15 protein-coding genes are annotated in these 15,283 nt (G+C 57.0%); 14 read left to right on the top strand and 1 reads right to left on the bottom strand.

Annotation, left to right across the window (positions count from 1 at the left end; translation table 11 throughout):
• Positions 1 to 436: 436 nt before the first annotated feature.
• Positions 437 to 1,438, bottom strand: coding sequence for a fatty acid desaturase family protein (locus tag WM40_RS03165; RefSeq protein ID WP_024904195.1), 1,002 nt, complete (start codon positions 1,436 to 1,438; stop codon positions 437 to 439).
• A gap of 170 nt (positions 1,439 to 1,608) precedes the next feature.
• Between WM40_RS03165 and WM40_RS03160 the strand changes: the two genes are divergently transcribed.
• The 14 genes from WM40_RS03160 to WM40_RS03095 all read left to right on the top strand — a co-directional run bounded on the left by WM40_RS03160 (position 1,609) and on the right by WM40_RS03095 (position 15,270).
• The gene (locus WM40_RS03160) at positions 1,609 to 2,535 is read left to right on the top strand and encodes a LysR substrate-binding domain-containing protein (RefSeq protein ID WP_024904194.1); all 927 of its coding nucleotides are present in this window, start codon (positions 1,609 to 1,611) and stop codon (positions 2,533 to 2,535) included.
• Between the two features lie 118 nt (positions 2,536 to 2,653).
• Entirely contained in the window at positions 2,654 to 2,983 is a 330-nt protein-coding gene (locus tag WM40_RS03155) for a hypothetical protein (protein WP_024904193.1), read from the top strand.
• Positions 2,984 to 3,331: 348 nt separating this feature from the next.
• Entirely contained in the window at positions 3,332 to 5,128 is a 1,797-nt protein-coding gene (locus WM40_RS03150) for an AMP-binding protein (protein ID WP_082102403.1), read from the top strand.
• Entirely contained in the window at positions 5,125 to 5,868 is a 744-nt protein-coding gene (locus WM40_RS03145) for an ABC transporter ATP-binding protein (protein WP_024904191.1), read from the top strand. The genes WM40_RS03150 and WM40_RS03145 overlap by 4 nt, the downstream gene beginning before the upstream one ends.
• On the top strand, positions 5,840 to 7,054 hold the full coding sequence (locus WM40_RS03140) for an ABC transporter permease (protein WP_046152108.1): 1,215 nt from the start codon (positions 5,840 to 5,842) through the stop codon (positions 7,052 to 7,054). The genes WM40_RS03145 and WM40_RS03140 overlap by 29 nt, the downstream gene beginning before the upstream one ends.
• Positions 7,055 to 7,059: 5 nt before the next feature.
• Positions 7,060 to 7,863, top strand: a complete 804-nt coding sequence (locus WM40_RS03135; RefSeq protein WP_390174013.1) for an outer membrane lipoprotein-sorting protein — start codon at positions 7,060 to 7,062, stop codon at positions 7,861 to 7,863.
• Positions 7,864 to 7,945: 82 nt separating this feature from the next.
• Positions 7,946 to 9,193, top strand: coding sequence for a hypothetical protein (locus WM40_RS03130; protein ID WP_024904188.1), 1,248 nt, complete (start codon positions 7,946 to 7,948; stop codon positions 9,191 to 9,193).
• Between the two features lie 18 nt (positions 9,194 to 9,211).
• The gene (locus WM40_RS03125) at positions 9,212 to 10,315 is read left to right on the top strand and encodes a hypothetical protein (RefSeq protein WP_244141692.1); all 1,104 of its coding nucleotides are present in this window, start codon (positions 9,212 to 9,214) and stop codon (positions 10,313 to 10,315) included.
• Between the two features lie 57 nt (positions 10,316 to 10,372).
• Positions 10,373 to 10,627, top strand: a complete 255-nt coding sequence (locus tag WM40_RS03120; RefSeq protein WP_024904186.1) for an acyl carrier protein — start codon at positions 10,373 to 10,375, stop codon at positions 10,625 to 10,627.
• 7 nt (positions 10,628 to 10,634) lie between these two features.
• Positions 10,635 to 11,510: a hypothetical protein gene (locus WM40_RS03115; RefSeq protein WP_046152107.1), complete on the top strand. Its 876-nt coding sequence runs from the start codon at positions 10,635 to 10,637 to the stop codon at positions 11,508 to 11,510.
• A gap of 32 nt (positions 11,511 to 11,542) precedes the next feature.
• Positions 11,543 to 12,118: a hypothetical protein gene (locus WM40_RS03110; RefSeq protein WP_236693361.1), complete on the top strand. Its 576-nt coding sequence runs from the start codon at positions 11,543 to 11,545 to the stop codon at positions 12,116 to 12,118.
• On the top strand, positions 12,115 to 13,095 hold the full coding sequence (locus WM40_RS03105; RefSeq protein WP_024904183.1) for a ferritin-like domain-containing protein: 981 nt from the start codon (positions 12,115 to 12,117) through the stop codon (positions 13,093 to 13,095). Before WM40_RS03110 ends, WM40_RS03105 begins: the two co-directional genes overlap by 4 nt.
• A gap of 11 nt (positions 13,096 to 13,106) precedes the next feature.
• On the top strand, positions 13,107 to 14,096 hold the full coding sequence (locus WM40_RS03100; protein ID WP_046152105.1) for a beta-ketoacyl-[acyl-carrier-protein] synthase family protein: 990 nt from the start codon (positions 13,107 to 13,109) through the stop codon (positions 14,094 to 14,096).
• A complete protein-coding gene (locus tag WM40_RS03095) occupies positions 14,086 to 15,270 on the top strand; it encodes a PLP-dependent decarboxylase (RefSeq protein WP_024904181.1) in 1,185 nt (394 codons plus the stop codon). The genes WM40_RS03100 and WM40_RS03095 overlap by 11 nt, the downstream gene beginning before the upstream one ends.
• The last annotated feature ends 13 nt before the right edge of the window (positions 15,271 to 15,283 follow it).

Here is a 15,283-nt window from a genome sequence, read left to right as displayed (position 1 = left end):
TTTCAACGGCAATAACAGATAAGGATATCAGCCGGTTCCTTGCCAGCTAAGGACTGGGTGATTGGTCGAGAAGTGTATTGAATAAAGCAGAAAATGCACCTCTGCTGCTATAAGCTAAATCGCGTGCGACATCTTTCACGCTATCCCTGCGCTTGAGCCGAAATCTATCTTCGAGGATACAAGCCTGCTCGTGCCTGGCAATCGAAGTCATGCGGGAGCAGGACGACCATGCCGCGATGAACGCCGTGCGTGTAGATACCTACGACAACTGACCAGATGAACCCCGTGCAGGCCATCCGTGTTACGCCTTTGTAGGAACTCACCGACCTAGACCAGACCATGGCACACGGACGCAAAGCCGTTGGCTTGGCTCATCGTTGCACTTGCTTTACGCCCACGCTCCTTTTCGAGGACCGTTTGCCGAAAGGCAAGGGGTTCATGTGCTCTGATTATAGCGGGGCACATCAGGAGGGGACGGTGACTCATCGTCTTTCATAAGAACGTTCTGTATCGCGCCGGCGTCAAGTTCGCGCGGCACGAGCTTGCCTCTCAGTAATGCACTGTAAAAATCACGGTAAGTGCGATGGTAGTAATGAATTTTGGGTTCGATCGAACTATGCAGATCATGCAACCGATCCATGGAGAGCGCGGGCATCATGTGATGTTCGACGTGAAAATTATTGCCATTGGTGAGCCATGTCATGAAAGCGTTGCTCGTGATGGATCGTGTATTCCGGTAGGGATCGGTACTTGTCAGGTCACATCGATAATGCTCCGGCATTTCGATCAGTGCGTGAACCGGCGCCGCCACGAGCATCAGCGGTGCCAGCCACGACCATATAATCAAAGTGGAATGACAAACAAGTGAAAGTGCCGATAATAGCGCAATTGCCAAGACCATGCACATATAATCCATACGAATCGCTTTCGAGTTCTTTTCATTTGATTTGGAAAATACGATATTCACTATTGTCACAAAAAATTTCCAGTAGTGCTTAATCATTCCTAGTCGTATAATCCACAAAAAAACAGATGCGGTCGATCGGCCGCCGTATTGGTCACCGTAGTCGAAAAACTCCTTGTTTTCAGAGGTTCCTAGTAATTTATGGTGACGCAAATGACTGTCTTGATACTCGTGAAATGAAACCAGCATGGGCAACCCAAGCAGGATTCCAAAGAAGGCATTCCATTTCTTGCTTTTGAATCCTTGGTAGTGCAGTGCTTGATGTTGTAGCTCAACACCGTGCGCAAACATGACGCCTGTCAACACAATTCCTAAAATTTTTAATAAGGAATTCGTGGATAACGCGAGGGACACGCCGTGTGCCAGTAGAACCACATACACAATTAGCTTGAGAGAAAAGACGACGCTACTAGGACGACTTTTTAGCTGCTGAGCTAATTTGGGTTTGTTAGAAAGTTGGTCGGTCGCGCTCAAAAAATCTCTCCTGGATCGGGTTAATCGAACATGCGTGACCTACGTCGACCTTATCGACAAGACGAGAGCGTCTGGCTAGGTAGGTGAACGTTCGTTGCGGATGCAAATTGTGGTAGCCGTCGATCGTATCGACAAACGACTTTTTCGAACTCAATGCATGAGGGTGAAGCATGGCAATTCGAAAGCGACTTAAGAACCTGCCATCCCTGGATTTTCTACGCGGCTTCGAATGCGCCGCGCGTCATCTTAGTTTCACCAAGGCAGGGCAGGAACTGAATATCACTCAGTCGGCAGTGAGTCGACAAGTAAAGGCATTAGAGGATCAACTAGGTACTGAGCTATTCCATCGGCATATCCGTGCACTTACACTCACTGCGCAAGGTCGTGCGTTGTACCATGCATTCTCTACGGCAATGCTGGAGCTGGAATCCACGATAGGTTCGTTGGTGTCGCTTTCTGAGCAGCGCTCCATATCGGTGTCAACCACCGTTGCGTTTGCGGCGTTATGGTTGATCCCGCGTCTTGGCGGATTTCGCATGCGCTATCCTGGTATTGACGTACGCGTGTCTGCAACGAATGAAGTGCAGGACATGAAGCGCCAGCGTCTTCATCTCTCGGTGCGCTATGCGCAGCCCCATATGCATCTCCCGGATGAGCGCCTGCTTTTCGAAGAGCGGGTCGTCGCAGTCTGTAGCCCCAGTCTGAGAACACGAGACAATCGCGAAATCAGGACCTGCGCCGATTTGGAACAGCAGGTCTTGCTTCATCTGGACGGGGCTTGCAGTGAATGGCCGTGGTATTCGTGGGATCACCTGCTTGAAGAACTAGGTGAACCGCGTATCAGACCGGCAGGGGCGTTGCATCTAAGCCAATTCGACCAATTGATCCAGGCAGCAGTGGATGGTCACGGCATCGCTCTCGGCAGGCGGCCTTTGATTAATCGCCTAATCAATCAAGGGCGACTTGTCGAATTATTCCCTGAGCATTCAATCTCCTCAGGAGCCTATTATCTGGTGACGGATAACGACCCTGATGATGATTCGGACGTGACCAAGCTGATCGACTGGATACGTGAAGAAGTCCGATCGAGCGTCTGACGTTGCGCGTTTTTCTTTGAACGAGAACAGCGTTATCCTCGCGCTCGTTCTTCCGCGGATTCACTGATAGTGAGGCTGGTCCGTTTCGGCAGGCTGCTAGCAAACGGTCTCCCTCACCATGCGTTCATGTCGTGCGATTGCATTCAGTCAAATCGGCACGTGCGGCGAATGGCCTTGTCATGCGTGGGACAAACTGCTTAAAGCGCGGGGCGAACCGTGTCTCGGACCGGCAGGTGCATTGCATCTGAGCCAATGCGATCCATCGATTCATGAAACCTTGGACAGCCACGGCATCGCGCTCGACAAGCGGCCTTTGATTAATCGCATGGTCAATCAAGTTGTCTTGTCGAATGCTGTCCCAACCATTCAATCTTCTCCGCAGCCTATCATCCAAGTAACGGATCACATACTTGATGATGATTCGGACGTGATTAAGCTGATTGAATGAGTATTTGAACAGAACGATCAAGGGCCTGACGTCGCGAGTCTTTCTTCAAAATTCAAAAAATCGTCATTAAGTTGCCCTCTTTTACGGATCGCGCTTATAGCGAGGCTTATCCGTTCGGTAGGCTGTCAGAAAACGATGGCATGTATCCCGTATTCATGTCATGCGCTTACCTTTATCGCATCACCGTTGTGCATTCTCTCGACGCATGCATTACGTGCATAGATAACGTTTGTCGTCTCGGCCTCTTTTGATAAAAATCCTCCTTGCCTGATCAGCGACGGCCATGCAGTCGAGCCGCCCTTGTCTGATTGTCTATACGCAGCATTCGCAAGAAGGGGAGTTCATGTGATGCAATGTGCATCCACCATTCATCGTCTGCTCGAGGTGCTGGAGTGCGACAAAGGCGCGGCCAACCGGATGACCTTCGTTGATGATGCGGGCAATGAAGCAAGCATCAGCTACCGTGATCTGGCCATGCAGACTGTTCAACGCGCAGGGGCCATGCGCGAGCTGGGCGTTCGCCAGGACGACCTTGTGATGCTGGCGCTACCGGCGTCCGTCGACCATGTGGTGACGATGATGGCGTGCGTGATGCTCGGCGGCTTGCCTTGCACCGTACCCATTCCAGGCAAGCGAATGACCGCCAGCGCAAAGCAGGTCGTCGATGTCGCCTGCGAAATTTATGAGCCTCGTTTCATCTTTGCATCGCCAACGGGCGCGGCGGCAATGCAGGACCTGGCAACCCGCACTGGCGTACGCATTGTTGACGATGCCTTATTGCAGGCCGCGGCTGCCGCAGGCACTCAACCGGTCATCACGTCGAAGCACGGGCACGATGCGCATCATGTTCAACTGACGTCGGGTTCGACATCGTATCCAAAGGCCGCCGTGCTGAGTCATCTGAACGTGGTGTCGAACGTGCTCGGAATCGGCGGCTCCGTTGGATTTGACATCGAGCGTGGCGACGGTACGGCCTCCTGGTTGCCGCTCTATCACGACATGGGTTTGCTGACCTTGCTGTCGAACCTGCATTATCGCGCGCCGCTGGTAATGATGCAGCCCAACAGTTTCATTCGCAACCCGCTTGGATGGCTCAAACGGGTTGCGGCAACTCGCGCGACGACGACGTCTGTTCCGACTTTTGCGTTGCGCTATTGCGTACGGCGTTTCAATGCCTCATCCATGCAGAACGTCGATTTATCCGCTTGCAGAAACATCTTCATCGGTGGCGAGCGCGTCGACCAGGCGACGTTGCGCGATTTCGCTGAAACATTCGCGCCGTACGGACTCGACGCGTCGGCGTTGCAACCATGCTATGGCATGGCTGAATCGACCCTTGCGGTTTCAATGCATAAGGCGTGGCATGTCGGCCGCGTGGAAGGCGCGCCATACGTCATGGTGGACCAGATTGACAGGCAGGCATTGATCGAACGGCAACAAGCCAATGTGATCGGTACGGTCGACAATTCGGAAACCGTGCTGGCGATGGGTACACCCATCCATGGCATGGAATTTCAGATCGTCAATGATCAAGGTCATGCATGCACTGAGAGGATGGCTGGCGAAATCGCGATTCGTGGCAGCTCGGTAATGCTGGGCTACCTTAATCCCGGCAATGGTTCGATCGAACCGGCACTGAATCATAGCGGCTGGTTCATGAGCGGCGACATCGGCTATGTATCGGCTGGCCAATTGTACATACTTGGCCGGAAGAAGGAGATAATCATCATTCGCGGAAGTAACTACTTTCCACATGAAATAGAAGAGACGCTCGCGCAACATCCGGCGCTTCACAAGAGCAGCTGCATTGCGTTTGGTCTGCCCGACGATGAAAACGGGACTGAACGCCTTGTTATCGCGGTCGAGGCACGTCCGGTCGATGCGACATCGAAAATGCGCAGTGAATGTCAGCTGCTGCTGCAACAGGACATTGGCTTCGCTGCACACGATATCTGTTTCGTCGAGCCCGGCACACTGCCGCGTACTACGAGCGGCAAACTGCAGAGGGTAAAGTGCCGCGACCTTTACACCAGCGGCGGGCTGGAAGTTATCACGGTGCCCGCCATGCGAAGCACCCCGACGCCGTCCGGGATCACCCGCGCAATCGGTGCGAACGCGTTGACTGCAACGGGGGCGCGTGCATGATCGCCGAACACCTTGGCTTACGTCGTAACGACTCTCCGACGCTTGAGCTGCGCGACATCACGCGCGTGTATGACGGTGGCTCCGAGGAATTGTTTGCAGTGAGGCAGGCAAGTCTGAAGATCGCCCGCGCCGACGTAGTGGCGCTGGTCGGTCCGTCCGGCAGCGGCAAGAGCACGTTGCTCAACCTGGCCGGATTTCTCGATACCCCCACCAGCGGTTCGCGTTTTCTAGAAGGGCACGGTATTGCCAATACGCCCGCGGCGCTCGAGAAGGTGCGTCGCGAGCGCATCGGTTTCGTGTTTCAGAACTTTAATCTCATCCCGGTACTGTCCGCGCTCGAAAACGTGGAGTTGGGCTTATTCACCCTGTCCGACAAGCGGCTGCGTCGTGAGAAAGCGCGTGCCATGCTGAAAGCCGTTGGCCTTTCCGCCCGTGAGCGGCATCGGCCGACGCAACTCTCCGGAGGTGAACAACAGCGCGTCGCGCTGGCCCGCGCACTCGTCAAGGAACCGGCGATCGTGATCGCGGATGAGCCGACCGCAAACCTCGACAGTGCAAATGCGCAAGCCGTAGCCGAATTGATACTGGCTACCAATATGCAGCTAGGTACGGCGTTCCTCATTGCTTCACACGACGAGCGCCTGTGCGCACATCTGCCACGCCGCATAGAAATGCGCGATGGCATCCTCCAACCTGAAACCGGGGTGAGCCGTGAACTGGTCAATTTTTGCGTGGCGTAACCTGTGGCGCAATATGCGCCGTACGTTATTGACTATGTTGATGATCGGCGTCACAGCGTTCGCCGCCAGCATTTCGCTTGGCTATGTCATCGCGACGTTCGACGCCGTGAGAGAAGGCTCCATCGATAGCGGTGTGGGCCATCTGCAAGTGCTACATCGCGGCTACCTCGATCTGATTGGCGATCATCCGCTGCAATATGGCCTCACCGCCGATGAGCAAGCCAGGGCCCTGCACGCGATAGCGGCGTTGTCGGGCGTTGTCTCTACCGTCCGTGAGATCGATTTCGATGGCTTGATTTCGAACGGCGATCTGAGCTATGGCGCTGTCGGGGAAGGTATCGAGCCGGATCACGAGCCGCCGGGCTTTGCAGATTATCACGCGATTGTCTCGGGTCGCTATCTCGCACCGTCCTCGGCTGGCACCGAGATCGTGATCGGTGCTGAACTTGCGCGCAAGTTGAACATCCGTGTCGGCTCGGTCGTACAACTGATGGTATCGACGACCCATGGCGGTATTAATGCGACCGATGCGCAGGTGGTAGGTGTGATGAGTACCGGCAACAAGGATCTCGATGAACGGATCGTCAACATCACCTTTGCCGCCGCGCAAGCATTACTGCGTACTGACAAAGCGTCGCGTATCGCGGTATTCCTGCGGCATACGCCGATGGCACCGCAAGCGGCCGCTGAAATCCGTCGCGCGTTGCCCGACGTCGACGTGCGGACGTGGGATCAATTAGTCTCGCTTTATCACCAGATCGTGTCACTGTATCGCAACCAGTTCTCCGTGTTTGGCGTGATCCTGAGCGTTACGATCCTGCTCTCGATGGGTAACTGGATCCTGATGAGCATCGTAGAACGCCGACGGGAAATCTCGACGCTGCGCGCGCTCGGCGTGCCGGCCCTGACGGTGCGTTCCGTGCTGGTCGAGGAAACCGCGCTGTTGGGCCTGCTCGGTGCTGCCGTCGGTATCGCTGTCGCCGTGCTTGTGATGGCCGGCGTGAACCATGCGCAGGTCCACTTGCCACCGCCTCCTGGTCGAGTGAAACCCATCCTGCTTGAATTTACGGTATCCCCGCTCGCTGTCGGTGCTGTCGAATGCGTTTTCATCGTGCTTGGTGTGCTGGCCGCGGTGCTTGCAACGGCCCGGCTCGCCAAACAGGACATCCTTAAAGGACTGGCATGACGATCTTGAACTCGTGTCGCGTGTTGTTCCGCTCTTCACGCGTTGATTTTCTACCCCGGCTTGCCGCCTGTGCCGCATTGTCATGCGTACTGGGCGCTATATCCTTCGCTCAGGCCGATGACGGCAAGAGCGGTGACACAAACGCAAACGCCATACTTGCACGGGCCGATGCGTATCGCAGCGCCGCATCCGATACGAAGACCCGCATCGAGATTACCAACGTCACTGACGGCCAGGTGGGCGACGATACGAAGTACGTCGTCTATACGCGCGCGAACGGGGACACGCTCGCGCTGACTCAGAACGGCGAGAACCAGGGACAGAAATATCTGGCGACGACCCGTGGCCACTGGTTCTATGTGCCGAATACGCACAGTGCCGTGCGCATCAACGGCATGCAGCGTCTGCAGGGGGAAGTCGTGATCAGCGACATAACGCGCACGCACTGGGCTACAAGCTATCGGGCCGTTGCCGTACCCGGTACGACGACGGTAGCCGACCAGTCCGCAACCGAACTCGATTTGAATGCGACCGATCCGGACAACGTGTATCCGAAGATCAAGCTTTGGGTCGTTTCAGGTAGCGCGGTGCCGTTGCGCGCACAGTTCTTCCTTGCCAGCGGTTTGCTGTTTCGCAGCGCCGACTTCAGTACGCCCGTGGTCGTGAATGGCCGTCAGGTCATCAGAAAAATTACCTACCACAACGAGATCGAGAAGCAACGCTCCAGTGTGATCAACATTCTCGGTAGCCAAGCGCAGAGCATCCCCGCGGGCAGGTTCAACCCCGATACGCTGGCCGATGATAACTGATGCGCGCGCCATTGGAACCGACCGCTATGCTCCGTCTCGCACCCGTCTTCTCGTATGCGCGAGATCGAAAGCCCGCTGGCTCATACGTCTTGCGGTGCCATTGGCGTTTGCCGCTCATATCAGCCTTTCGCACGGAGAAACGCTGATGGATCAGTTGAGTACGCTGAGCGGCGTCGGCTATGTGCGTTCTGTCGACTATATGAATGGTGACGCAACGTTGTCCACCCTGACAGGCGACAATCCACACTCGCACCAGGAAGCCGGTGCGATCTTCAAGATCGACGGCGAGAACCTGTTCATGAATGCACGGGTGCTGGTTACGGATCCGTCAATCGGCGCGCAATCTAGCCGCTTCAATGAAATCGGCGCGCGCTACGCTTTCGATAACGGTATCACCGTCACCGCCGGCAAGCGGATCGAATCGCTCGACCCTTCACAGGCGTTCTTTCCGCTCGGTTTTTTCCAAAAGCGCCCTTCGACCGCGGATGTCTACGACCGTTACGGCGATGTCGAAGGTACGCCGCTCGTTGAAGCCAAGTGGGCCGGCGAAAATACGTCTTTGCAGGCCATTGTCGGCTATAACCGCACGTTGCGCAGCGATGTCGACAACAGCGAGGTGGAAGGTTCCACGCAGCTACTGCGTGCTAGTTACAACTGGTCGGGTGCATCTTCGTCGCTACTGGCTGGTCGCCACGCGGGGCGCGGCGGGGTAGGCGGTACGGTCTCGTTTGATGTCGCCAGTTCGAGCACGGTCTATGCAAGTGGCTGGATGGAACGCGGCACGACACGACCTGTGCCGGCTTTCATCGCCGATGATCTATCGCCTGACTCCGCTTCTGCCTATAGCACAGTCGACCGCCGCAACGACCGACAGTATATGTGGCGCAGCGCCGTTGGCATGCAAAGCGCGTTGCCTGGCAATTTTTCGTTGATTGTCGAGTGGTCGCACGACGAAGCCCGCTTCGACGCACACCAGTGGCGCCAGGTGAATGCCGCGATCAACGCGAATAACACATTGCTGCACACCGATCCCGGCGCTGCGCTCGAAGGACTTGAGGCGACCGCGAACTACGTAAGTGTCGACGGTAGTCTGCGCGACTATCTATTCGCCAGGCTCGGAAAGAAAATTGGTTCCGTCGAATATTCGATACGTGGTGTTTATTCACCACAAGACAAAGGCCTTCTTGCTATAGCACAGGTAGTCGCCGACGTGAACCGACGGGTGAGTGTTGATTTTTCGCTGTCGCACGCGTTTGCCGGCTCCGACTCGGAGTACAGGACGGTTGGACTCGATACCGAAATTGACGCCGCCATTCGTGTGCGGTTCTAAATCAGGATTCTTCCCATCATGACCATGCTTGATATTGCTCAAATTTCCTCGAACAGACCGTTTGCAAGGCAGCGCGACGCGACGCTGCTGGCTGACAACACCGCCTTCGCGGTGCTACGTCATCTCGACGTGCTCGGCACACCGCCCGCAGCCGCGCGCGCCCTTATCAAAGCCGCCGCCGTGAGGCTGCTCGACAGTGAAATGGTGATCGGATTGCAGTCGGCCTTGCCCGTAGCGCATAACGGTGCCGATGCGTCAATGTTACTGCGCCACGAGGAAGCGCCACTTACCGAAAGAATATTGCTCGAAATCGAACGCGACGGACTGCATCGCAACTTCAAACCGTTCATGCGTGCGTTTATCCGCATCATGTTCGGCTTGTTCTTCTCTCCGGAGCAAAACAAGCGAGCCTCTGACTGCATCGATGCTGGCCATCCCTTCGCGTTTCTGATGAGCGACGGCGGTGGGCCGACACTCGGCGCGTGGCGTACCTGCGCGACGGCCGACGAAAGCGGTATCCAGCTAAAGGTCGACAAAGTCTGGGGTATCGAGGCGCAGCGCGACTGCATGGCCGTGATCGCCGCACGCTTGCCGGGTGTGATGTTTCCGGCGGCTTATCTCGTATGGCCAGACGAGTATCGCACGCTCAAGCGCGAGACGTTCGGTGCCCCTTTTCTTGCCGGTAATCTGCAACTCGCCAACGTGACCGGTAACGTGCGTGTTGGTTCGGCCGACCGGTTGAGGATTGGTGGTCCGACCGTATTCAACAAACATCTGACCGTAGTGCGTCCGTACTTCGTACGCGCGCTGATGGCCCACATCAGTTGGCTGGAGCGCGAAGGCCGCGTTGTACTTGGCCGGGCCGAACAGGAACTGCATCGGTTCATTGCAGATTTCTCTTACAGTCAGACGCAACAGGAACTCTACAGCTTCCGTAAAGTGCAGCGCGTGCTCGCGATCAAGATGTTGTCCAATGAATTTCTTACGAATCTTGTGCAAAGCGGTGCGGTCGCAATGTTCGATGACCAGCGTGATCTGCTCGCGTTCTCGAAGATGGAAGGCAGTTCGTATCGCTGTTTTCACGAACTGCGCAAGAGCTTGCGCAGTCACTCCGGTAGTTAAACCCCGGCAATCCAGGGATCAACCTTGATCGCCATTTTCAACCTGAAGGACCTAGACATGACAACCACAAACGTTCCGGCCGACTCGCTCGATATCCTTGCTCGCGAGGTAGCGAAAATCCTCAATGTCGAGACAGTCACGACCGACGCCGGTATCGGTGAATTGGGCATTGATTCGTTGAACATCGTCGAGATGATCGTTTTCTGCGAGCAGTTGTACGGTTCGATCGATCCGGAAGCGCTCAATATCACGCAGTACACGACCCTCCAGCAACTTGATACGCAGCTGCGTCATCAGCAGCAGGCCGCCTGAGTCGCCAATGCCCACGCCCTTTCAGCATTCTGCCGCTCACAATACGGAGTCGGCTCGTCCGGCGCTGACGTTGCAGGCACTTCGCTACCGGCGCATCGAGCCGGTGCGCGGACACGAGGTGAAAAGGCTGGAGCAAGAGGCACGCGCGCTCGGCATGCTCGTCGCGGAAGAACGCGAACACATTTGCGGGCATGATCGCGCCGCCGACTATGTGATCAGTTCTACGATCCTGTCGATGTTGTTGATGAACGGTTCGCCGCAGCATCACGCGTTCATCGAGGGGGTTGCCGGACAAAATGATTATCCGCCCGAATGGATGACCTGCTCGTACGAATGTGCCGGCTGGGGATACGTGTTTCGCCGGGCGTTCGCGAAGGCTGCCTCGTCGAACTCGCATGTGTTGCTGCTGCAGATCGTGGATGTCGACGTGCATGGCTTTACCTACTGGCATGGTAATCCGGCATGGGGTAATTCGGGTTTCGGCGTTTGCACCATGCTGGTCGACGTTGCAGACAGCGTGGCGGCTCCGCTGCGCAACATGTCAGCGCCACCACAAGTGGCCGTCGTGCAAATGGGACGCGAGCTACGCGGTTTCTACTCGCAGCGGCCGGGCGTGAGCGTCGCTTTGCCATTTTTCCCCCCGACATCGCGTCGGGCGATGCTGGCGGCCATCGGCAAGACGCCGCTTTGCCCGGATGGTCATGCGCGTTTCGGCCACTCGTTCGGCAGCGACCCGTGGATCGCGCTGCTACTCGCACAAGCCGAAGCACGCGACGCGGACATACGTCAGAACGTGATCGTTAGTTCACTTGCGCTGAACGGGTATTACTCGATCGCCGAAGTCGGGTTTGCCCCCGGTGCTCAACTGTCGCTGGAGCTTTGATCATGTCTGCGCTGATTCCTCTCGTGTATCACATGGTCCGTTATCCGCAGCGGCTGTTTACCGTGCCCGCCAACGCATATCGCATGCCGCTCGAAACGGCAGCCGACTATGCGCGCGCCATGCAGGCTGAAAGCCCTTGCGAACCTGTCTGCTTCGACCATATGGACAGGCCGGAAGACGCGCGTCGCGTGCTGCTCGACAACCTGCAGTACTTCGCTTTTTTCGCCGAGCTGAGCATACGAATTCGACGGGAAATCCATGCAGATGTTCACTTGTTCATTGAAGTCTGCGCGCCTTACTTCGGACCGTTGCCGGATGCACTATTACATGCCGACGTGCTGCTGGGGGTATCACTCTCGAAAGAAGCGCGCTGGCATGCGGCGCGTGGTGAACCGGTCGTCTGGGTCGGAGACAGGATCCGGCGCGATCTTGACTTTTCCGGCGACAACAGTGTGCATTGCGGTGTCTGGCCAAAGTCATTGACCGAGCCGTTCGATGAACTCATGCGCTCGGACTGGTCGCACTTTGGTATTGGTTTGCGTCATGCCCCCTTTCATCCCACTAACCCCATCCCACACTGCGGCGCAGCCGGGGAGCACAGAATATGAATACCGCAACGATAGCCCTTTCCGATCACCAGGATCTTCGCTGGTCGATGCCAGTCGAAGCTCTGATGTCAGGTGACTACGAGATGCGAGAGGCGGCACTGAACCGCCTGTACGAGAAGGCCAAAGGTGCGCAATGGGACGTCGCGACCGATGTGGACTGGAGCCATCAGCTTGACGTATCGAACCCACTTGGGATGCCCGACCCGACCCTACTGATTTACGGTTCCGAATTGTGGAGCAAGTTCAACGAGCGCGAACGCAGCGAAGTGCGTCACCACGCACAGGGCTGGCTGTTGTCGCAGATCTTGCACGGTGAGCAGGCGGCACTGATTTGTGCGTCGAAGCTCGCTTCCGCGGAGGATGGTCTGAGTGCACGCCTTTGCGCCGCCACTCAGGTGATGGACGAGGCACGACACGTTGAAGCCTATTCGCGTCTCGTTGAAAAGATCGACGTACGCTATCCGATGAGCCATTCATTGAAGAGCTTGCTAGAAGACACGATTACCAGCAATGCGCTCGATATGACCAATCTCGGCATGCAGGTGCTGGTCGAGGGTATCGCGCTGTCGATTTTCCAGAGCGTGGTCGCGTACAGCCAGGATCCGTTCATCAAGGATCTCTTCCAGCGCATCCAGCGCGATGAATCTCGTCACTTTGCGGTGGGCCGCATCACGCTGTGCCGGGTGTACCAGGAGATGAGCTCCTACGAATTGCGCGAGCGCGAGGAATTCATCTGCGAAGGCGCTTCCGTGTTGTACGACCATTTGACCGCGGACGACATCTGGGAGCCGATGGGTATGTCGAAACGCGAATGCAGCGCCATGGTTCGTGAGTCACCGGTATCGAGTTCGATCCGTCGCTCGATTTTCCGACGCCTGGTGCCGACCATTCGGGAAATGGGCCTGCTGACGCCAACCGTGCGAGACACCTTCCAGAAGCTCGATGTGCTCGACTACGCCGACATGCCGTTAAATTAATCCGATCAAACATGACGACGACCTTCCATTCCGCACATAGCGCGGCCGGCTCGTGGCTTGGCATAGAAGAGGCTGCCTACGAGTTGCCGGGCGAACCCGTCGACATCGAAGCCTGGGCCGCGGAACGTGGTTATCCGGCCGAACGCGCCGCGGCGATTGCCCGTTCCGGCAGCCGCTATTTCCATATGGCGCTCGACATCAGCGAAACCGATCTGGCCATCGGGGCGATGGGCCGCTTGATTGATACGGCCCGGCTTAATCCTTCCGACATCGGCGCGATTGTTCATGTGCATACGCAGCAGTTCAGCGTGCCGCCGGCACCGCGCAGCTTGCCGCATGAAATTGCGGCGAGCTTTGGCATCAAGCCATTGTGGCTTGGTTCGGTCGCCCAGCTCAACTGCGTATCGGTGGCCGCCGGCATCGAAACAGTGCATGCACTGATGCGCCGTTTCCCGCAAATGGACGCGGCCGTCATCGTGTCGTCGGACCGCGTGTACGGTGAGGATTTCCGCATGCGTCAGGTCACCGGTGTGCAATGTGACGGCGCGGCGGCGATGCTGCTGACCCGCAACAGCACCAAGAATCGCCTTGGAAAGATCGCTATCCAGACGCATGCGAAGTGGTATCGCGGCTCGGATACGGTTGCCGAAAACGAGGCCGATCTGATCGCGATGGAATGGCCTTATACGCGCAAGGCGATCGAAGCGGCTGTCGCTTTGGACGATGTCGCGCTGCAAGACTACGATTTGCTGCTGCCGCACAACGCTGATCTGCCCGGCTGGAACTCCCTGTGCCGCGCAATGCGGGTGCCGGCCGACCGGCTGTACACGCATAACATCTACGCACGCGGCCACGCATGCTGCTCGGATTTCCCCATCAATATGGCGGAGGTCGGTCTTGACGCAATTGACAAAGGTCAGCGCGTGCTGGGCATCATGCAGTCGAATTGTGGCGCGTACGCGGCGGTCTCGCTGCATCCGGTGGTAAGCCATGCACAGTGAAACCCAAAAGGGCGCCGAGATCGCCGGGCAAGACGATGCGTGGCTTGCCGACCTCAAGACGCCTTGCTATGTGTACGAACCCGAGATCGCGATTGCCCGCTATCGCGCACTGAAGGCGCAACTCGGCACACGGTTGATCGTTTCGTTGAAAGCCAATCCCAACGAAGACATGCTGATGCGCTGCGGCCATGCCTACGAGGACGGCGTCGAACTCGCGAGCCGCGGAGAGCTTGACATCGTGGTCGGCCGCATCAAGGCTCCCCGTTATCTGAACAACCCGTCGATGAACGAGGATTTCATTCGCGCCGGGCTTGCGTCGCGCTGCAACTTCGTGCTCGACAGCCTCGATCACGTTGCACGCTTCATTCCTCTGGCCCGCGAGGCAGTTGCCGGCGGTGCGACGCTGGGCAAGCTGTTGCTGCGTCTGAATGCCGGCGATCTGGCAGGTGCCCGCTCACGCTCAAATTGGCATGACCATTTCGGTATGACATCCAATGAAGCGTTAGCGTCACTGCAGACATTAGTGGCGGCCGGCATGCGGGTCAACGGTCTGCATGTATTTTCCGGCCCGCACTCGTTCTTGCGCGGCGACGGGACGGAGCCCGAGACACTTGCCTTGCCCGCGGCGTTGGAGTCGCTCGCCCGCGACCTAACATCGACCAATGGCGCGCCGTTCGAAGCGTTGAGCCTTGGCGGCGGCTTCCCTGAACAACCGGTTCAGCTGGAAGCGTTCGAGCGCTATCGTGCCGCCGTCGAGCCGCTGGCGGCGCGCTACTCGCTCGCACACGAATCAGGCAGGGCAATTTTCGCGGACGCCGGAATCTTCGTCACACGAATCATGGCGGTGAAGCACTGGGCTAACCGCACGATCGCGGTATGCGATGGGGGCATCAGTCACAACTTCCTGCTTGCGCAGACCGAGTCCGTGATTCGACATTTGAAGACGCCGCGACTGGTGCGTCGCTCGACCGCTGCCGCTGCTGCGGCGCAGTCAACCGTGTTCGTCGGCAGCACCTGCAGCCGCGCCGACGTGATCGGTCACAGTAAGGATGTAGCCGCGCCGCAGCCGGGTGACCTGGCGGTGTTCTCTCAATGCGGCGCTTACAACCGCACTTATACGATGAGCGATTTCCTGTCTCACGGTGCTGCGCATGTCTACATCAAACCTGCCTAGATGCATTTCAAGG

The organism is Robbsia andropogonis (assembly GCF_000970345.1).
Lineage (GTDB): Bacteria > Pseudomonadota > Gammaproteobacteria > Burkholderiales > Burkholderiaceae > Robbsia > Robbsia andropogonis.
Note: the sequence above shows the minus strand (reverse complement) of the source record. Positions and strands in the feature narration are given on the sequence as shown.